This window comes from Variovorax sp. R-27, from assembly GCF_049913215.1.
In the GTDB taxonomy this organism is placed as follows: Bacteria; Pseudomonadota; Gammaproteobacteria; order Burkholderiales; family Burkholderiaceae_C; genus Variovorax.
Map to the genome: position 1 here is coordinate 3,124,406 of NZ_CP183984.1, position 19,599 is coordinate 3,144,004.

The window sequence follows — 19,599 nt, forward strand, 5'->3', positions numbered from 1 at the left end:
GGTGAAAGCGCCCTCAGTTCATACGTTCATCCACACATGAGGCAAGAGTGATGCGAGGTCTGCTCGGTTTCGACAAGATGGTGACCCCGGCGATCGTCCGGGGGCTCTACTTTCTCGGCCTGCTGGGTGTGATCGTCCTGGCGGTGGCGGCGCTGTACCAGCGCCAGTACCTGCCGGCTTTCACGGTCCTGATCTTCGGCACCATTGGCGTTCGCATCTACAGTGAATTGCTCATCGTGCTGTTCCGCATCCACGACAGCCTCGTGTCCATCAACCAGCAAATGAAGGACCGGAATTCCTCCGGCCTCTGAGTGAAATGCATCCCGCTACGGATGCTCGAGATTTTTTAGGAGAGATACACATGAAGGTTTACTACGACAAAGACGCGGACCTGAGCCTCATCAAGGGCAAGACGGTGGCAATCATCGGTTATGGCTCGCAAGGCCATGCGCACGCGCAGAACCTGAACGACAGCGGCGTCAAGGTCGTGGTCGGCCTGCGCAAGGGTGGTGCTTCGTGGCCTAAGGTCGAGAAGGCCGGCCTGAAGGTCGCTGAAGTCGCCGACGCCGTGAAGGCCGCCGACGTCGTGATGATCCTGCTGCCCGACGAGCAGATCGCCAATGTCTACAAGAACGACGTCGCGCCGAACATCAAGGAAGGCGCTTCGCTGGTCTTCGCACACGGCTTCAACGTGCACTATGGCTTCGTCCAGCCCCGCGCCGACCTCGACGTGTGGATGGTCGCTCCCAAGGCCCCTGGCCACACCGTGCGCAGCACGTACACCCAAGGTGGCGGCGTGCCCCACCTCGTGGCCGTGCACCAGGACAAGACCGGCAAGGCGCGTGACCTCGCGCTGAGCTATGCCACCGCCAACGGCGGCGGCAAGGCCGGCATCATCGAGACCAACTTCCGCGAAGAAACCGAGACCGACCTGTTCGGCGAACAAGCGGTTCTGTGCGGCGGCACTGTCGAGCTGATCAAGGCTGGTTTCGAAACGCTCGTGGAAGCCGGCTACGCGCCCGAAATGGCGTACTTCGAATGCCTGCACGAACTGAAGCTGATCGTTGACCTGATCTATGAAGGCGGCATCGCCAACATGAACTACTCGATCTCGAACAACGCCGAATACGGCGAGTACGTCACCGGCCCGCGCGTCGTGACCGAAGAGACCAAGAAGGTCATGAAGCAAGTGCTGAAGGACATCCAGACCGGCGAATACGCCAAGAGCTTCGTGCTGGAAAACGCTGCCGGCGCTCCGACGCTGATCAGCCGCCGCCGCCTGAACTCCGAGCATCAGATCGAAGTCGTCGGCGAAAAGCTGCGCGCGATGATGCCCTGGATCAAGAAGAACAAGCTGGTCGACCAGACCCGTAACTGATCTGCGAGCCAGAAGGGTGCTTCGGCACCCGTTTCCCAAGGGCCACCCGTTGCGGTGGCCCTTTTGTTTGACGGGGGCGACGCAGCCCCTGAACTACACTGCGAGCCATGCGATTCAAAGATCAAGATGCTATCGAATGGATAGCTGCTCGCGCAGTGCCCATGAGGGACGGAGGCAAATTCAATGCATGACGACACGCTCCCCGACGATGTGCAGCCGCGCAAACGCCGCAAAGGCATCTACATCCTGCCGAACCTGTTCACGCTGGCGGCGTTGTTCGGCGGCTTCTATTCTGTCGTGATGGCCATGAATGCGCGCTTCGACCTCGCGGCGCTCGGTGTGTTCGCCGCGATGGTGCTCGACAGCCTGGATGGGCGCGTGGCCCGCATGACGAATACACAGAGCGCGTTCGGCGAGCAGATGGATTCGCTGTCCGACATGGTGTCGTTCGGTGCGGCGCCCGCGCTCATCGCCTACGAATGGTCGCTCAAGGGCCTGGGCCGTTGGGGCTGGATTGCGGCCTTCGTGTACTGCGCCTGCGCGGCGCTGCGGCTCGCGCGCTTCAACGTCAACACCGGCGTGGTCGACAAGCGCTGGTTCCAGGGCCTGCCGTCGCCCGCGGCCGCTGCGCTCGTGGCGGGCTTCATCTGGCTTGTGAACGAGTGGGGCAAGCGCGGCGGCGAGGTGCTGTATCTCTCGTGGACGCAGATCACCTGGGTGACTTTCGGGTTCACGCTGTACGCGGGTCTCACGATGGTCACCAACGCGCCGTTCTACAGCTTCAAGGACATCCAGATGAAGAAGAGCGTGCCTTTCGCGGTGATCGTGCTGATCGCGCTGGGCATTGCCGTCATCAACATCCATCCGCCGACTGTGCTGTTCAGCCTGTTCGTCATCTACGGCCTGAGCGGCTACGTGGTCTATGCGTGGCGCAAGGCCAAGGGTCAGCCGGTCAGTGTGATCAGCACCTCGACGGAAGAACCCGACGAACGGGGTCTGCACAACTGACCCGGTGGCTTGTGCTACATTCGCAACCCTCATGACCAAGATTTCGCTGCTGGCTCTACTAGCCCTCCCTCACGGGCGGAGACGGTAGCGCACGCGCAAATCCCTCATCACGGCCCGTTCGCACCAGCAACGGGCCGTTTGTTTTTGGGGTTGCTGGTTGATCACCAACCATCTCAGAGAAATCGACATGCTCAAGCAACCTCAAAGCAAATACCGCGCATTCGCCCCGATCGGCCTCAAGGACCGCACCTGGCCCGATGCCGTGCTGACCAAGGCGCCGATCTGGCTGTCGACCGACCTGCGCGATGGCAACCAGGCGTTGGTCGAGCCCATGGACATCGCTCGCAAGATGCGCATGTTCGAGACCCTCGTGGCCATCGGCTTCAAGGAAATCGAAGTCGGCTTTCCCTCGGCTTCGCAGGTCGAATTCGACTTCGTGCGCAAGCTCATCGAGGAAGACCGCATCCCCGACGACGTGACGATCCAGGTGCTGACGCAGGCGCGCGACCACCTCATCGCCCGCACTTTTGAATCGCTGCAGGGTGCTCCGCGCGCCATCGTGCACCTCTACAACGCCGTCGCGCCCGTGATGCGCCGCGTGGTGCTCAACATGGACGAAGACCAGATCGTCGAACTCGCGAGCAGCCATGCGCGCATGTTCAACGAGTTCGCCGCCAAGCAGCCGAACACGCAGTGGACCTTCCAGTACTCGCCTGAAATGTTCTCGGGCACCGACGTCGTGTTCTCGAAGCGCGTGGTCGATGCGGTGACCGAGGTCTGGGCGCCGACACCGCAGCGCAAGTGCATCGTCAACTTGCCGACCACGGTCGAGCATTCCACGCCGAACATCTTCGCGGACATGATCGAGTGGATGCATCGCAACCTCGCGCGCCGCGACTCCATCGTGCTTTGCGTGCATCCGCACAACGACCGCGGCACCGGCACCGCCGCCGGTGAACTGGCCTTGATGGCCGGCGCCGAGCGCATCGAAGGCTGCCTGTTCGGCAATGGCGAGCGCACCGGCAACCTCGACCTTGTGAACGTTGCGCTCAACCTCTACACGCAGGGCGTTTCGCCCGAGCTCGATTTTTCGAACATCGACGAGATCCGCGCCACGGTCGAGCATTGCAACCAGATTCCGGTACATCCGCGCCATCCGTATGTAGGTGACCTCGTCTACACCTCGTTCTCGGGCTCGCACCAGGATGCGATCAAGAAGGCCTTCGCCGCGCGCAAGGAAGGCGACATCTGGGACATGCCCTACCTCCCCATCGACCCAAAGGACGTAGGCCGCAGCTATGAAGCCGTGATCCGCGTTAACAGTCAGTCCGGCAAGGGCGGCATGGCTTACCTGCTCGAGAGCGAATACGGCATCGAGATGCCGCGCCGCCTGCAGATGGAGTTCATGCAGACCGTGCAACGCGTGATGGACGTCGCCGGCAAGGAACTCACGGCTGCTGACCTCTGGCAGCTGTTCGTGCGTGAATACGGCATCGAAACCGCGCAGTCTTTGCAGAATCGCGTGATCGAGGAAGAGGGCGAGGGCGCCAACGCCTCCGTGGTGCTGCGCGGTGATCTGCCGTGGGATGCTGAAGTCCACGCCATCGAAGGCCGCGGCAATGGCCCCATCGATGCCTTCACGCAGGCACTGAGCAAGGCCACCGGCCACACGGTGCGCGTGATGGACTACCACCAGCACGCCATCGGCGCAGGTGCCGATGCCAAGGCGGTGGCATATCTGGAACTGCGCGTCGACGAAAGCCAGACGCTGTTCGGCGTGGGCATCGACGCAAACGTGATCACGGCGTCGCTGAAAGCGATTGTTTCGGGCGTGCAGCGTGCACGGACCCGGGGCGCGCACGGAGCACAATCAGCGGTTGAAGTCGCCTGACGCTGCCGCGCCGACCTTGGTCGGGTGCGCGTGGGGGATGAACAACGGAGACCCACGATGACCGACCAACTTATTATTTTCGACACCACCCTGCGCGACGGCGAGCAATCGCCCGGCGCCTCGATGACGCGCGACGAGAAACTGCGCATTGCCAAGCTGCTGGAGCGGCTGAAGGTCGACGTCATCGAGGCTGGCTTTCCCGCCAGCTCGAACGGCGACTTCGAGGCCGTGAAGGCGATTGCCAACGCCATCAAGGACTCGACGGTGTGCGGCCTCTCGCGTGCCAACGACCGCGACATCGCGCGCGCGGCCGAAGCCCTGAAGGGCGCGGCCCGCGGGCGCATCCACACCTTCATCGCAACGTCGCCGCTTCACATGGAAAAGAAGCTGCGCATGTCGCCCGACGAGGTGCATGAACAGGCCAAGCTGGCCGTGCGCTTCGCGCGCAACCAGATGGCCGACGTGGAGTTCAGCCCCGAAGACGGCTATCGCAGCGACCCGGACTTCCTGTGCCGCGTGCTCGAAACAGTGATCAACGAGGGTGCCACCACCATCAACGTGCCCGACACCGTCGGCTACGCCATTCCCGAGCTCTACGGCAACTTCATCAAGATGCTGCGCGAGCGCATTCCCAACAGCGACAAGGCGATCTGGTCGGTGCATTGCCACAACGACCTCGGCATGGCCGTGGCCAACTCGCTGGCCGGCGTGAAGATCGGCGGCGCGCGCCAGGTTGAATGCACCATCAACGGCCTGGGCGAGCGCGCGGGCAACTGCTCTCTCGAAGAAGTCGTCATGGCGGTGAAGACCCGCAAGGACTACTTCGGGCTCGACCTCAGGATCGACACGCAGCACATCGTGGCCGCGAGCCGAATGGTCAGCCAGACCACTGGCTTTGTGGTGCAGCCCAACAAGGCGGTGGTGGGCGCCAATGCCTTCGCGCACGCCTCGGGCATTCACCAGGATGGCGTGCTCAAGGCGCGCGACACCTACGAGATCATGCGTGCCGAGGATGTGGGCTGGACGGCCAACAAGATCGTGCTGGGCAAGCTCAGCGGCCGCAATGCCTTCAAGCAGCGCCTGCAGGAGTTGGGCGTGACCATGGCCAGCGAAGGCGACATCAACGCCGCGTTCCTGCGCTTCAAGGAGTTGGCCGACCGCAAGTCCGAAATTTTCGACGAGGACATCCTCGCGCTCGTCAGCGCGGAAGAGGTGTCGAACGTTGGTGAGCAGTTTGCTTTCGTCTCTCTCTCCCAGCACAGCGAAACCGGCGAGCGCCCCCAGGCGAAGGTCGTGTTCACCGTCCAGGGCAAGGAAGTCACCGGCGAATCCGACGGGAATGGCCCGGTTGATGCTTCCCTGAAGGCCATCGAGTCGCATGTCAAGAGCGGCGCCGAGATGGTTCTTTACTCTGTAAATGCCATCAGCGGCTCGACGGAAAGCCAAGGAGAAGTTACAGTCCGGTTACAAAACGCAGGGCGGGTGGTCAACGGTGTGGGTGCAGACCCGGACATCGTGGTTGCTTCGGCAAAGGCTTATTTGAGTGCGCTCAATAAGTTACAGAGCCAAGCTGAGAGAGTTGCGGCACAAGGTTAGGTTTTCAGGCGATCCTTGGTATTCGATTGAAGAAGAGGATGCAAGTAACTGATATTGCGTGCTTTTTTTGATTTGGATACACTGCGGTCCTCGTTTGTCGCCGCTGGAGATTTATTAATGCCCGAAGCCCGTCTACGCCGAGTTTCCAGCCAGCGGTTTCTACCCGCGTTCAAATTCATCGCCGTCGCGCTGTGCGCCACGGCGTTTTTGCTGCCTGGCGCCCAGGCAGCCAAGAAAGAAAAGCCCGCTGCCGCCAAGACCACAGTCGCCAAGAAGGCGAAGGGTCCGGTGCCGGTCGAGGTAAAGCGCAACGCCGCTTCGTCCAAAACCGCGCGCGGTCCTGTGCCCGTTGTCGTCGCCAAGCGCGGCGGCCGTGCCGAGAAGAGTGAGCGCGCCGAGAAGGTCGTTCGCGGTGGCCGCAATGTCGTAGCCACCATCCACAAGAGAAATGGCAAGACCGTGGTGGCCGTGCAGCGCCGCTCGGTGGTTCGCGTCGTCGAGGCGCCCCCGCGCCAATCCTTCGGCCAGATGGCCGGCCTGCATGGCACCGAAGACGTACTCGACCTGAAGTCGAGCGTCGCGCTGGTCATCGACCAGGACACGCACGAAGTGCTGTTCAGCAAGAACGACCACGCCGTGCTGCCGATCGCGTCGCTCACCAAGCTCATGACCGGCCTGCTCATCAGCGAAGCCCATCTTCCGAACGACGAACTCATCACCATCACGCAGGACGACGTCGACACCGAAAAGCGCAGCAGCTCGCGCCTGACGGTCGGCACTACGCTGTCGCGCGGCGAACTGCTGCACCTGGCGCTGATGTCGAGCGAAAACCGCGCCGCGCATGCGCTGGGCCGCACCTACCCGGGTGGCCTGACGACCTTCGTGAGCATCATGAACGCCAAGGCCAAGATGCTCGGCATGAAGGACACGCGCTACGTCGAGCCCACCGGCCTGTCGAGCAGCAACCAGTCGAGCGCGCAAGACCTGGCGCTGCTGGTCAATGCCGCCTATTCCGATGCCACGGTACGTTCGCTGTCCACCTCGCCGGAATACCAGGTCGAAGTCGGCAACCGCGTGCTGCAGTTCAACACCACCAATCGCCTCGTGAAGAGCCCCGATTGGGAAATCGGCGTGCAGAAGACGGGCTACATCTCTGAGGCCGGCCAATGCCTTGTGATGCAGGCGAAGGTCGCCGGGCGCAAGCTGATCATGGTGTTCCTGGATTCGGCCGGCAAGTTCAGCCGCATTGCAGATGCCGAGCGGGTTCGCCGCTGGGTTGAGGCTACGCATTCCGTCGGTTCGCCGGCGGCTTCGTCGCGCAATGCTGCGTATCAGGTCGCGGGCTGATCGGGTAACCGCAGGCTGTAACGAAAACAGGCCCTTCACAGGGCCTGTTTGCTTTTGGGGACAGGCCCGGGTCAGGCGCCTGCTGGCGGCGTGCTGCCCGAAGGCGACGGCGTCACAGCCGTGCCGTCCTTGAATCCCAGCGCGCCCGAGATTTCATTGGCCGTGGCCTGCAGCTTGGGTAGCCAGCCTTCGTCCAGCCGGTCGGCCGGTGCGGAGATCGACAGGCCCGCCACCAGCTTGCCTTGATCGTCGTAGATGCCGGCGGCCATGCAGCGCACGCCCAGCTCCAGCTCCTCGTTATCGCGGGCAATGCCGTACTGGCGCGCCTTCGACAGTTCGCGCTCCAGTGCCGGCAACTGGGTGATGCTGTTGCGCGTATGGCCGGCCAGACCTGTGCGCGTGGCGTAGCTGCGCACGCGCTGCGGATCGTCCGCAGCCAGGAAGAGCTTGCCTGTAGAGGTGAGGTGCAGGGCAGCGCGGCCGCCGATGGCGCGCACCACCTGCATGCCCGAGCGCTCGCTGTAGGAGCGCTCGATGTACACGATCTCGTCGCCCTGGCGCATGCTCAGGTTGACGGGCTGCTGCGTCAGCTTGTGCAGCTCGCGCATCGGGCCCAGGGCGGCGTCGCGCACGTTGAGTCGGCCCTTGACCAGGTTGCCCAGTTCCAGCAGGCGCATGCCCAGCCGGTAGCTGCCGGCTTCGGGCCGATCGACAAAACGACCAACCGCCAGGTCGTTCAGGATGCGGTGCGTGGTCGACGGGTGGAGCCCGGTTTTTTCGCTGATCTCCTTCAGCGAAATGGCCTCCTCGCGGGATGCCAGGACATCGATCAGCGCGAACATGCGCTCGATCACCTGGATCACGGGGACGGCGGGAATGTCGGATTGGTTTTTTCTCATGGCGCTTTGCGGTGATGACCGGGCGCCATTTTACCTTGTGAAATTACCCGGCGCCTGCCAATGTCCGTCTACCAACACTTCGTGCGGGGAGAAGCGCGCCTTGTAGTTCATCTTCGGGCTGTGCTCGATCCAGTACCCGAGGTAGACGTGCGGCAGGCCCAGCTTGCGGGCCTGTTCGATCTGCCACAGCACGCTGTAGGTGCCGTAGCCCGCGCTGGTTTCGGGTTCGTAGAAGGTGTAGACGGCCGAAATGCCATCGTTCAGCACGTCGAGGATCGACACCATCTTGAGCGCGCCTGCGCTGCCGTCGGGCAGCGTTTCGCGGAACTCCACCAGCCGCGAGTTGACCCGGCTCTGCAGCAGGAACTGCGTGTACTGGTCGATGCTGTCGTGGTCCATGCCACCGCCTGCATGGCGGCCGTTCTGGTAGCGCAGGTAGAGCTGGTAGTGCTCGGGCATGAAGCACAGCTTGAGCACGCGCGCCTGCAGGTCGGCATGCTGCTTCACCGCACGCCGCTGGCTTCGCGTGGGACGGAAGTCGTTGGCCAGCACGCGCAGCGGGATGCACGCGCGGCAGCCGTCGCAATAGGGCCGGTAGGTGAACATGCCGCTGCGCCGGAACCCACTGAGCACCAGGTCGGAATAAGCGTCGTTGTGGATCAGGTGGCTGGGCGTGGCCACTTGCGAGCGGGCCTGCCGGTCCGGCAGATAGCTGCAGGGGTAGGGCGCCGTCGCGTAGAACTGCAGCGTGTGAAGCGGGAGGTCCTTGAGGTGCGTCACGTCGGGGAAAGAGGTCGCGCGGAAAGGAGTTCGGACCAGTATACGGGGTCGAATCGCCACCGTGGGCCCTCTTGTTGTCGCGCCCTGGCCACGTGCGCGACGAAGCGTTTGCGCGCCATCTCGTGGGCGCCGAGGCTTGCGAGGTGGGCGGTGTTCTGCTGGCAGTCGATCATCTGCACGCCGGAATGCCGGCACAGCGACACCAGCGCGGCCAGCGCGATCTTCGAAGCGTCCGGCCGGCGGGTGAACATCGACTCGCCGAACACCGCGCGGCCCAGCGAAACGCAGTAAAGCCCGCCCGCGAGTTCGCCGTCGATCCAGGTTTCGACACTGTGGGCGTGGCCGGCGCGGTGCAAATTCGTATAGGCCTGCACCATGTCCGGCACGATCCACGTGCCTGACTGGCCCACGCGCGGAGAGCCCGAACAGGCCTTGATGACGGCCGCGAAATCGTGGTCGATGCGCACCTCGCAACCCGGCGTCTGCGCAAAGCGCGTCAGGGTCTTGCGAAGCGAGCGGTGCAGCTTGAACTGCGCCACCTGCAGCACCATGCGAGGGTCCGGGCTCCACCAGAGGATCGGCTGGTCCTCGCTGAACCACGGAAAGACGCAGTTGCCATAAGCCTGCATCAAAGTATCGACATCGAGTGCGCCACCGGCCGCCAGCAGGCCGGGTACGGGGTCGGCCATACCCCAGGCCGATGCAGGATCGGGCAGGGCATCTCCGGGTTCGAGCCAGGGCAGTTGTCGCATGGGCGTAGGTATACACGGCTTCGCAAATTCCACTCCAGTTGGGCGAAAATCGCACACAGCCGACACCGCCACAAGGGTTCGGCTCACACGCCACGGCACCACAAAACCCGCCGGAAACCCTATAGTGCGCAGCTTGCATTCGCAGACCCACGCAAATCAGGCAGGCCCGCACATACGCCGGGGATGAGCACAAGAGGACCACGTACGTTGACCACTGAACCCAATCCCACGCGCTTCGGCAGCGGCCAGGCGGTGCGCCGCCTCGAAGACGAAAGCCTGCTTTCAGGCGCCGGCCGCTACACCGACGACGTCACGCTCCCCGATCAGGCGCATCTCGTTTTCCTCCGATCCTCCTACCCGCACGCACGCATTGTCTCGATCGACACCAGTGCCGCCGCTGCCATGCCCGGCGTGCTGCGCGTGATCACGGGCGCGGAAATGGCCCAGGCCGGCGTCAAGCCCATGCCGGGCGCCGCGGGCTTCAAGCGCGCAGACGGCAGCGACAGCGCCAGCCCGCCGCGCTACGCCATCGCGCATGAGCGCACGCGCTTCGTCGGCGAGGCAGTGGCCGCCGTGGTGGCCGACACGGTGCAGCAGGCCCGCGATGCGGCCGAAGCCATCGTGGTCGACTACGAAGACCTGCCCATGGTGGTCGATCTCGCAAGCGCCACCGCCGACGGTGCCCCGCAGTTGTGTGAAGAAGCCTCCGGCAACGTAGCCGCCGAAATGCGCCACGGCAGCAGCGAGGCCGCGATCGCCGCCTTCGCCAAGGCCAGTCATGTGGTTGCGCTCGACGTGAACAACCAGCGCGTGGTCGCCCTCACGATCGAGCCGCGCTCCGTGCTCGCGGTGCGCGACGGCGAAACCGGCCGCCTCATGATCCGCATGAGCACGCAGATGCCCTCCGGCGTTCGCGATTCCGTCTGCGCCGCCATCGGCCTTGCCAAGGAAAAGGTGCGCGTGGTGGTGGGCGACGTCGGCGGAGGCTTCGGCATGAAGACCGGCGCTTATCCCGAAGACATCGCCGTCGCCTTCGCCGCGCTGCAAGTCAGCCGGCCGGTGAAGTGGGTGGCCGACCGCAGCGAGGAATTTCTCTCGAGCGCACACGGCCGCGACATCGAGGCGCGTGCCGAAATGGCACTCGACGCCAGCGGCAAGATCCTGGCCCTGCGCATCAAGACCCTTGCCAACGTGGGCGCGTACGCCACCGGCACCGGCGTCGCGATCCAGCTGCTGATCGGCCCCTGGGTGCAGACCAGCGTCTACGACATCCAGACTATCGACTTCCATTTCAAGGCGGTGCTCACCAACACCGCGCCCACCGGCGCCTACCGCGGCGCTGGCCGCCCTGAGGCCATCTTCACCATCGAGCGGCTGATGGACGAGGCCGCGCGCCAGACCGGCATCGACCGCATCGTGCTGCGCCGCCGCAACTTCATCCGCCCCGAGCAGATGCCGTACAAGAACCCGATGGCGCAGACCTACGACACCGGCAACTTCGAGTCGGTGATGGACCAGGCGCTGACGCTCGCCGACTGGCAGGGCTTCGAGACCCGCGCGGCCGAGTCGGCCAGCAAGGGCAAGCACCGCGGCCTGGGCATCGCCACGTTTCTCGAATGGACCGGCGGCAACGTGTTCGAAGAGCGCGTCACGGTCTCGGTGCAGGCAGATGGCGTGATCGAGGTGTTCTCCGCCGTCAATGCCATGGGGCAGGGCATTGCGACCTCGCTGGCTCAGTTGGCGGTCGATGCCTTCGGCGTGCCCATCGAGAAGGTGCGCGTGGTGCTTGGCGACACCGATCGAGGCGACGGCTTCGGTAGCGCCGGCTCGCGCTCGCTGTTCACCGGCGGCTCGGCCGTGCGCATCGGCGCCGAGCGCACCATCGACAAGGCGCGCGAACTGGCCGCGCAGGAGTTCGAGGCTTCCATCGACGACATCGTCTACAGCCGTGGCGTCTTCAACGTGGCCGGCACTGACCTCGAGCTCGACCTCTTCGCGCTCGCCGCCAAGCAGCCCGAGCGCGAAATCTTCGTCGACTCCACCAGCACCGTGGCCGGCCCGACCTGGCCCAATGGCTGCCACATCTGCGAGATCGAGATCGATCCGCCCACCGGCGAAATCAGCGTGGTGGCCTACAGCTCGGTCAACGACGTGGGCCGCGTCATCAACCCGATGATCGTGCGCGGCCAGCTCGAAGGCGGTGCGGTACAGGGCATCGGGCAGGCGCTGTACGAGCAGGTGGTGTACGACCACGAAACCGGCCAGCCCGTCACCGGCAGCCTGATGGACTACGCGGCCCCGCGCGCCGACATCGTCGACACCATGTTCAACATGGAGATGGACGAATCGACGCCGTGCAAGAACAACCCGCTGGGCGTGAAGGGCGTGGGCGAGCTCGGCACCATCGGCGCCACGCCGGCCATCGTGAATGCGGTGGCCGACGCCTTCGCGCGCAACGGCCTGGCCACGCGCGCACCGCGCCTGCACATGCCGCTGAGCCCTGCACGCGTGTGGCAGGCCATGCAAACGGTCGATTGAGCAATCGTTTCCGTGGGACAGAAAGGCGCCGGCCATGCTCGTCACCACCGAACTGCAGACCGACCCGATCCGCGTCTCCAGCTACCGCTGCGACGCGGGCCCCGACGCGCAGCCCTTCACCGAGCTGCACGAGGGCTATTCGGTCTCGTATGTACGCAAGGGCAGCTTCGGCTACCGCACGCGCGGCCATGCCTACGAGCTGGTCGCCGGCTCCGTGCTGGTCGGCTGCCCGGGCGACGAATATGTCTGCACGCACGATCACCACGTCTGCGGCGACGAGTGCCTGGCCTTTCACCTGTCGCCGGGTTTCGTCGACCTGATCGGCGGCGACCAGAAAACCTGGCGCATCGGCGGCCTGCCGCCCCTGGCCGAGCTCGTGGTCATCGGCGAGCTCGCGCAGGCTGCGGCCGATGGGCAGAGCGACGTGGGCCTGGATGAACTGGGCATGTGGTTCGCGAGCCGTTTCGTCGAAGTCGTGTCCGATCAGACCAAGCCCAAGACCGCGCCCGTCGCTGTGGCACGCGACCGCCGCCGCGCGGTCGATGCCGCGATGTGGATCGACGCCCACTCGCAGCACGACATAGGCCTCGACGGCGCGGCCGCCGAGGCCGGCCTGAGCTCCTTCCATTTCCTGCGGCTGTTCTCGCAGGTGCTGGGCGTCACGCCGCATCAGTACCTCGTGCGCTCGCGCCTCCGGCATGCCGCGCGCCTGCTGGCCGACGACGACAGCCGGCCCGTGACCGAGGTCGCGCTCGACGTGGGCTTTGCCGACCTCAGCAATTTCGTGCGCACCTTTCACCGCGCCGCTGGTGTATCGCCGGGCAGCTTCCGCAAGGCGGCACAGGGCGACCGCAAGATTTTCCAAGACCGCATTGCCGCGCTCTTCCATGATGACCGCCTGATCCATCCATCGAGCAGGAAGCCATCATGTACGACCACATCGGACTGAAAGTCAAAGACCTCGCCGCGAGCCGCCGCTTCTACGAAGCCGTGCTCGCGCCGCTCGGCCATGTGCCGGGCCCGCATGACGACAGCTATGCGGGCATCGGCCCGGCTGACGAGCCTGCGCTGTGGCTCTACGCGGCAAAGGGCGCGAAAGGACCCGGCACCCACATCGCCTTCCGCGCGCCGAACCACGAGGCCGTGGCGGCTTTCCACAAGGCCGGCCTGAAAGCAGGCGGCACCGACAACGGCGGCGCGGGCCCGCGGCCGGACTACAGCCCGACCTACTACGCGGCCTTTCTTATCGATCCCGACGGCAACAACGTCGAAGCTGTCTGCCCCTGAAGCGAGGTTTGCCATGGCCACGGTCTACAAGGAATTCATCGTCGAAGCTGATGCAGCCCATGTGTGGGATGCGTTGCGCGACTTCAGCGCGGTGCATACGCGGCTCGCGCCGGGCTTTCTCGCCGGCTGCACGATCGACGCCGAGGGTGCCCGCATCCTCACCTTCGCCAACGGCCTTGTCGCGCGCGAGGTGCTGGTAGGCATCGACGACGCTCATCGCCGGTTGGCCTACACCGTCACCGGTGGACAGGCCGCGCATCACCACGCAACGGCGCAGGTGTTCGAGGAAGGTGCGGGCCGTTCACGCTTCGTCTGGATCACCGACGTGCTGCCCGACGCCATGGCGGCCTACATCGGGCCGATGATGGAGCAGGGCGGTGCGGCCATGAAGGCCACGCTCGAAGGGCGCACCGTTTCGGCGGCGGCCTAGAAATCTTCCAGCGGCAGGCCGACGTAGTTCTCCGCCAGCGCGGTGGAGGCAGCGGTCGAATGCACCAGGTAGTCGAGCTCGGCCTCCTGGATCTTCTGGCCGAAGGCGCCCGTTTCCGGAAATTGGTGCATCAGAGAGGTGAACCACCACGAGAAGCGCTCGGCCTTCCAGACGCGGCGCAGGCAGAGGTCGGAGTAGCGGTCCAGCGCCGAGGCTGATTTCTCGCTGTAGAAGATCTCGAAAGCGCGTGAGAGATAGCCCACGTCGGCAGTTGCCAGGTTCAGCCCCTTGGCGCCCGTCGGCGGCACGATGTGCGCTGCGTCACCCGCCAGGAACAGCGAACCGAAGCGCATCGGCTCGGCGACGAAGCTGCGCAGCGGTGCAATGCTTTTCTCGAGTGAAGGTCCCGTCACCAGCCGTTCGCGCGCTTCGGGGTCGAGGCGCGCGCGCAGTTCGTTCCAGAAGGCCTCGTCGCTCCAGTTCTCCACGCGCTCTTCGGTGGGCACCTGCACGTAGTAGCGGCTGCGCGTGGCGCTGCGCATGCTGCACAGCGCGAAGCCGCGTTCGGTGTTGGCGTAGATCAGCTCGTGCGACACCGGCGGCACGTCGGCCAGCACGCCGAGCCAGCCGAAGGGGTAGACCTTCTCGTAGGTGTGGATTGCATCGGCCGGCACGCTCGCGCGGCTCACGCCGTGGTAGCCGTCGCAGCCGGCGATGAAGTCGCATTCGATCTCGTGCGTCTGGCCGTCTTTCTCGTAGCGCACGCGCGGCTTGCCCGAATCGAAGTCATGCAGGCTGACATTCGCCGCGCTGTAGATGGTGGTGAGCCCCTCGGCCGTGCGCGCTTCCATCAGGTCGCGCGTCACCTCGGTCTGGCCGTACACCGTGACCTGCTTGCCGCCCGTGAGGCCGTGCATGTCGATGCGGTGGCGTGCCCCCTTGAACAGCAGCTCGATGCCCTCGTGCGGCAGCCCTTCGGCCTTGGCACGGGCGTCGACGCCGGCACGCGCCAGCAGGTCCATCGTGACCTGTTCCAGCACGCCGGCGCGGATGCGGCCCAGCACATAGTCGCCGCTCTGGCGTTCGACGATGACGTTGTCGATGCCAGCCTTGTGCAGAAGCTGCCCGAGCAGTAGGCCGGCGGGGCCGGCGCCGATGATCGCGACCTGGGTGCGCATGTTCGTGTCTCCGAGAGGGTTTCGTGGAGCGTAGGCCGCATGCGGGCGTCTGTGGCGGTGGCTCGCGAGGCTCTGTGCGATCATGCGAACGCGTGCGCGATGATCGCGCAACACTTCGACCGGATGACGAACCACCGACGCATGACCATCGCCAAAGCCGACTTCATCGAGGGCATCGCCAAGGGGATGGCGGTGCTCGAAAGCTTCGATACCGAGCGCCAGCGCCTCAACGCCACGCTGGCCGCCGAGCGTGCGGGCCTCACGCGCGCAGCGGCCCGCCGGCATCTGCTGACGCTGGCTCACCTGGGCTATCTGGAAACCGACGGCAGCTATTTCTGGATGGCGCCGAAGGTGCTGCGCTTCTCGGGCAGCTATCTCGCATCGTCGCGCCTGCCGCGCGCGCTGCAGCCTACGCTGAACCGGCTCGCGGCGCAGACCGGCGAGTCGTTCTCGGCGGTGGTGCTCGACGGGGAAGAGGTGGTCATCGTCGCGCGCAGCGGCAGCTACGGCACGCCAACGCGCGTGCTGGCCTATGGCCTGCACCTCGGTGCACGGCTGCCTGCGCATGCCACCTCCACCGGCCGTGTCCTGCTGGCGGCGCTGGCGCCGACCCAGTTCACGCAATGGCTCAAGGGCCGTCATCTCGCGCGGCTCACGCCTAACACGGTGACGCAGGCGCGCGGCCTGCGGCAGCTGATTGCCCGCGCGCGCAAGGACGACTATTGTTTTGCCAGCGAGGAGCACGAGCTCGGCGTGCAGGCGCTGGCGGTGCCGCTGCGCGACATGCAGGGCCACACGGTGGCCGGGCTCAATGTGGTGCTGTCGGGCACGCGCTATCAGGAAGAGACCCTGCAGCGGGACATGCTGCCGCTGCTCTTCGAGGCCGCACGCGAAGTCCGCTCGTTGCTCTGATCTGAACTTTGGCCGTGGCCCGCGCCTCGAACCCCCGAAACGGACACAACCATGCGACTCCTCCTTCTAGAAGACGACGTGATGATCGGCGAGGCTGTACTCGACCTGCTGCGCGCCGAACAGTACGCGGTGGACTGGGTAAAAGACGGCGAAGCCGCCGAATCCGCCCTGCGCACCCAGCAATACGACCTCGTGATGCTCGACCTCGGCGTGCCGCGGCGCGACGGCCTCGAGGTGCTGCGCAACCTGCGCGCACGCAAGCAGCGGATGCCGGTGCTGATCGCCACCGCGCGCGACTCGGTGCAGCAGCGCATCGAAGGCCTCGATGCAGGCGCCGACGACTACGTGCTCAAGCCCTACGACCTCGACGAACTGCTGGCCCGCATCCGCGCCCTGTTGCGCCGCGCGGCCGGGCGCGCCGAGCCGGTGTACGAGCACATGGGCGTGAGCATCAATCCGGCCACGCGCGAGGTCACCGTGGCCGGCCAGCCGGTGGTGCTGTCGGCCCGCGAATGGGCCGTGCTGGAGCCCCTGCTCGCGCGGCCCGGCATGGTGCTGTCGCGTGCCCAGCTCGAGGAAAAGCTCTACAGCTGGAAGGACGAGATCAGCAGCAACGCGGTCGAGGTCTATGTGCACGGCCTGCGCAAGAAGCTCGGCGCCGAATTGATCCGCAACGTGCGAGGCGTCGGCTACATGGTGCCGAAGGTATGAGGAGGGCGCTGACCGGATCGCTGCGCGCACGGCTGCTTTGGTTCCTGCTGGCGGCCATCGTGCTCGCCGCGGGGGCGCAGGCGCTGGTGGCCTACCGCACGGTGCTCGCCGAGGCCGACGACATCTTCGACTACCACATGCAGCAGATGGCGCTTTCGTTGCGCGCAGGCCTGCCGCCGAGTGCGGCGGTAGGCGGCATCGGCACCGGCGAACAGAATTTCGATTTCGTCGTGCAGGTGTGGACCGCCGAAGGCGTGCGTATCTTCGAATCCGCCGAAGAGGCCGCGCTGCCGCAGCTAGCGGTGCTGGGCTTTGCCGACGTGCACGCGCGCGGCACCACCTACCGCGTGTTCTCGATGCAGACGCACGGGCTGGTGATCCAGGTGGCGCAGGACATGGCGGCGCGGCGCCACATGGCCGGCACGCTGGCCTTGCGCACCATCGCGCCGGTGGCGCTGATGGCGCCGCTGCTGATGCTGGTCGTGTGGTGGGTCGTGAGCCGGTCTCTCGCCCCCGTGGCGCGCGTGCGCAAGCAGGTGGCGTCGCGCCAGGCCGACGACCTGTCGCCGGTGAGCGAAGAGAACCTGCCCGAGGAGGTGCGCCCGCTGGTGCAGGAGCTGAACCTGCTGTTCGACCGCGTGCGCCATGCCTTCGATGCGCAGAAGCACTTCGTCGCCGATGCCGCGCACGAACTGCGCTCACCGCTGGCTGCGCTGAAACTGCAGGTGCAAGGCCTGCAGCGCGCGCCCGACGATGCGTCGCGAGACCTCGCCGTGAGCCGTCTGGTGGCGGGAATCGACCGTGCCACGCGGCTCGTCGAGCAGATGCTCGCGCTGGCCCGGCACGAGGCCAGCATGGCGGCCGGTGCGAAGCCCGAGCCGGTCGATCTGTCCGAGGTTGCGCGGCTCGCGGTGTCCGATGCCGTGGCGGCAGCGCAGGCGCGTGGCATCGACATCGGCATCGCCCATGCCGATGCGGCCGTGGTCAACGGCCAGTCAGAGGCCTTGCGCATGCTGCTGCGCAACCTGCTCGAGAACGCGATCAAGTACACGCCCATCGAGGGCCGCGTCGACATCGGCATCACCCGCCAGGGCGACGCGGCCGAGCTCACCGTGGACGACAGCGGGCCGGGCCTGCCGCCCGACGAACGCGAGCGCGTGCTCGACCGTTTCTATCGCTCGGGCGAAACGCAGGCGCCCGGCAGCGGCCTGGGCTTGGCCATCGTCAAGTCGATTGCCGACCTGCACGGGGCGACGGTGGCGCTCGACCAGTCGCCCAGCCTCGGCGGCCTGCGCGTGCTGGTGCGCTTTCCCGCGGGCCGGGGCGTTTAAGCGGCGCTTAAGTCAGACCGACGACATTCCTTTCATCGTTTTGGCGCCCAAGCGCCCTGAAAGGAACCGACAAATGAACTCCCGTCTGACTTCGCCCCGCGCCCTGGTGATTGCCCTGGCGAGCGCGGGCGTGATCGGTGCCGTTGGTGCCGGTGCCTACACCAGCGCCCGTGCCGTGGGCACGCCGACCACCAATGCCACCGCCGTGGCGCCCGCGGCCATGGTCACGCTGCCCGACTTCTCGACCATCACCTCGCGCGACGGCCCGGCCGTGGTCAACATCAGCGTGACCGGCACCATGAAGGCCTCCGACGACGAGGCAGCCGCCGAGATCCAGGGCATCGACCCCGATGACCCGATGTTCCAGTTCTTCCGCCGCTTCCAGGGCCAGATCAACCCGCGCGGCCAGCAACAGCAGCAGCGCGAAGTGCCGGTGCGTGCGCAGGGCTCGGGCTTCATCGTCGACCCCAGCGGCATCATCATCACCAATGCCCACGTCGTGAAGGACGCGAAGGAAGTCACCGTCAAGCTGACCGACCGCCGCGAATTCCGAGCGAAGGTGCTCGGCGCCGACGCCAAGACCGACATTGCGGTGCTCAAGATCGACGCCAAGAACCTGCCCGTGCTCGCCCTCGGCAACACCAAGGACCTGAAGGTCGGCGAATGGGTGCTGGCCATCGGCTCGCCCTTCGGCTTCGAGAACACCGTGACGGCCGGCGTGGTGAGCGCCAAGGGCCGCTCGCTGCCCGACGACAGTTACGTGCCCTTCATCCAGACCGACGTGGCCGTGAACCCCGGCAACTCCGGTGGGCCGCTGCTCAACACGCGTGGCGAAGTGGTCGGCATCAACTCGCAGATCTACAGCCGCAGCGGCGGGTACCAGGGCGTGTCGTTCGCCATTCCGATCGACGTGGCGATCCAGGTGAAAGACCAGATCGTCGCGACCGGCAAGGCCACGCACGGCCGGCTCGGCGTGGCAGTGCAGGAAGTGAACCAGGCCTTTGCCGACTCGTTCAAGCTCGACAAGCCCGAAGGCGCGCTGGTCTCGAACATCGAGAAGGGCGGCCCCGGCGACAAGGCGGGCCTGAAGGCGGGCGACGTGATCCGCAAGGTCGACGGCCAGGCCATCGTGTCCTCGGGCGACCTGCCCGCGGTGATCGGCCAGCAGGCGCCGGGCAAGAAGGTCACGCTCGAAGTGTGGCGCCAGGGCGAACGCCAGGAATTGCAGGCCAAGCTCGGCGATGCGAGCGAGAAGCCCGCCAAGGTCGCGAAGGCCGATGCCGACGTGGGGCAGGGCAAGCTGGGCCTGGCGCTGCGTCCGCTGCAGCCGCAGGAAAAGCGCGAGGCCGCTGTCGAGAACGGGCTGCTGATCGAAGACGCGGCCGGTCCCTCGGCGCAGGCCGGGGTGCAGGCGGGCGACGTGCTGCTGGCCATCAACGGCACGCCGGCGCAGAGCGTGGAGCAGGTGCGCGAAGTGGTGGCCAAGGCCAGCAACAAGTCGGTGGCGCTCTTGATCCAGCGCGGCGAAGACAAGATCTTCGTGCCGGTTCGCATCGGCTGA

The 19,599-nt window shown here is 65.7% G+C and carries 18 protein-coding genes; 14 read left to right on the forward strand and 4 right to left on the reverse strand.

Going from position 1 to position 19,599, the window contains the following annotated elements; genetic code table 11:
• Window positions 1–50 precede the first annotated feature (50 nt).
• From ACN9MV_RS14510 to ACN9MV_RS14535, 6 genes are all read left to right on the forward strand, one after another.
• Window positions 51–311 (forward strand): DUF4282 domain-containing protein, encoded by a 261-nt coding sequence (locus ACN9MV_RS14510; protein ID WP_093054426.1) that lies wholly within the window; start codon window positions 51–53, stop codon window positions 309–311.
• Between the two features lie 50 nt (window positions 312–361).
• On the forward strand, window positions 362–1,378 hold the full coding sequence (gene ilvC, locus ACN9MV_RS14515) for a ketol-acid reductoisomerase (RefSeq protein ID WP_093054428.1): 1,017 nt from the start codon (window positions 362–364) through the stop codon (window positions 1,376–1,378).
• A gap of 183 nt (window positions 1,379–1,561) precedes the next feature.
• Entirely contained in the window at window positions 1,562–2,386 is an 825-nt protein-coding gene (pssA, locus tag ACN9MV_RS14520) for a CDP-diacylglycerol--serine O-phosphatidyltransferase (protein ID WP_093054430.1), read from the forward strand.
• Window positions 2,387–2,573: 187 nt separating this feature from the next.
• Window positions 2,574–4,277: a 2-isopropylmalate synthase gene (gene leuA, locus ACN9MV_RS14525; protein WP_093054924.1), complete on the forward strand. Its 1,704-nt coding sequence runs from the start codon at window positions 2,574–2,576 to the stop codon at window positions 4,275–4,277.
• 57 nt (window positions 4,278–4,334) lie between these two features.
• Entirely contained in the window at window positions 4,335–5,873 is a 1,539-nt protein-coding gene (locus ACN9MV_RS14530) for a 2-isopropylmalate synthase (protein WP_093054432.1), read from the forward strand.
• A gap of 117 nt (window positions 5,874–5,990) precedes the next feature.
• Entirely contained in the window at window positions 5,991–7,220 is a 1,230-nt protein-coding gene (locus ACN9MV_RS14535; protein ID WP_093054434.1) for a serine hydrolase, read from the forward strand.
• Window positions 7,221–7,291: 71 nt separating this feature from the next.
• Here the strand turns inward: ACN9MV_RS14535 and ACN9MV_RS14540 are convergent, their stop codons facing one another.
• The 3 genes from ACN9MV_RS14540 to aat are packed head-to-tail and all read right to left on the reverse strand — an operon-like array spanning window position 7,292 to window position 9,651.
• Window positions 7,292–8,119 carry an IclR family transcriptional regulator gene (locus ACN9MV_RS14540; RefSeq protein WP_426392844.1) on the reverse strand — a complete coding sequence of 276 codons (828 nt, stop codon included), beginning with the start codon at window positions 8,117–8,119 and terminating at the stop codon, window positions 7,292–7,294.
• Between the two features lie 30 nt (window positions 8,120–8,149).
• Complete coding sequence (locus tag ACN9MV_RS14545; protein ID WP_093074879.1) at window positions 8,150–8,899, reverse strand: arginyltransferase; 750 nt, start codon at window positions 8,897–8,899, stop codon at window positions 8,150–8,152.
• Window positions 8,896–9,651, reverse strand: a complete 756-nt coding sequence (gene aat / locus ACN9MV_RS14550; protein WP_093074876.1) for a leucyl/phenylalanyl-tRNA--protein transferase — start codon at window positions 9,649–9,651, stop codon at window positions 8,896–8,898. Before aat ends, ACN9MV_RS14545 begins: the two co-directional genes overlap by 4 nt.
• A 207-nt stretch (window positions 9,652–9,858) precedes the next feature.
• Between aat and ACN9MV_RS14555 the strand changes: the two genes are divergently transcribed.
• The 4 genes from ACN9MV_RS14555 to ACN9MV_RS14570 are packed head-to-tail and all read left to right on the forward strand — an operon-like array spanning window position 9,859 to window position 13,906.
• Window positions 9,859–12,189 (forward strand): xanthine dehydrogenase family protein molybdopterin-binding subunit, encoded by a 2,331-nt coding sequence (locus ACN9MV_RS14555; protein WP_093054442.1) that lies wholly within the window; start codon window positions 9,859–9,861, stop codon window positions 12,187–12,189.
• A gap of 34 nt (window positions 12,190–12,223) precedes the next feature.
• Window positions 12,224–13,138: a helix-turn-helix domain-containing protein gene (locus ACN9MV_RS14560; RefSeq protein WP_426392847.1), complete on the forward strand. Its 915-nt coding sequence runs from the start codon at window positions 12,224–12,226 to the stop codon at window positions 13,136–13,138.
• Window positions 13,117–13,476 carry a VOC family protein gene (locus ACN9MV_RS14565; RefSeq protein ID WP_426392849.1) on the forward strand — a complete coding sequence of 120 codons (360 nt, stop codon included), beginning with the start codon at window positions 13,117–13,119 and terminating at the stop codon, window positions 13,474–13,476. The genes ACN9MV_RS14560 and ACN9MV_RS14565 overlap by 22 nt, the downstream gene beginning before the upstream one ends.
• A gap of 13 nt (window positions 13,477–13,489) precedes the next feature.
• On the forward strand, window positions 13,490–13,906 hold the full coding sequence (locus tag ACN9MV_RS14570) for an SRPBCC family protein (protein WP_426392850.1): 417 nt from the start codon (window positions 13,490–13,492) through the stop codon (window positions 13,904–13,906).
• Here the strand turns inward: ACN9MV_RS14570 and pobA are convergent.
• Window positions 13,903–15,084: a 4-hydroxybenzoate 3-monooxygenase gene (gene pobA, locus ACN9MV_RS14575; protein WP_093174049.1), complete on the reverse strand. Its 1,182-nt coding sequence runs from the start codon at window positions 15,082–15,084 to the stop codon at window positions 13,903–13,905. The two genes, ACN9MV_RS14570 and pobA, sit on opposite strands and share 4 nt — an antisense overlap.
• A gap of 141 nt (window positions 15,085–15,225) precedes the next feature.
• On the opposite strand from pobA, the gene ACN9MV_RS14580 reads away from it, so the two are divergent.
• The 4 genes from ACN9MV_RS14580 to ACN9MV_RS14595 all read left to right on the forward strand — a co-directional run bounded on the left by ACN9MV_RS14580 (window position 15,226) and on the right by ACN9MV_RS14595 (window position 19,599).
• A complete protein-coding gene (locus ACN9MV_RS14580; RefSeq protein ID WP_426392852.1) occupies window positions 15,226–15,996 on the forward strand; it encodes an IclR family transcriptional regulator domain-containing protein in 771 nt (256 codons plus the stop codon).
• Window positions 15,997–16,047: 51 nt separating this feature from the next.
• On the forward strand, window positions 16,048–16,707 hold the full coding sequence (locus ACN9MV_RS14585) for a response regulator (RefSeq protein WP_093054459.1): 660 nt from the start codon (window positions 16,048–16,050) through the stop codon (window positions 16,705–16,707).
• A complete protein-coding gene (locus ACN9MV_RS14590) occupies window positions 16,704–18,038 on the forward strand; it encodes an ATP-binding protein (protein ID WP_426392855.1) in 1,335 nt (444 codons plus the stop codon). The genes ACN9MV_RS14585 and ACN9MV_RS14590 overlap by 4 nt, the downstream gene beginning before the upstream one ends.
• Before the next feature lie 73 nt (window positions 18,039–18,111).
• Window positions 18,112–19,599, forward strand: a complete 1,488-nt coding sequence (locus tag ACN9MV_RS14595; RefSeq protein WP_093074861.1) for a DegQ family serine endoprotease — start codon at window positions 18,112–18,114, stop codon at window positions 19,597–19,599.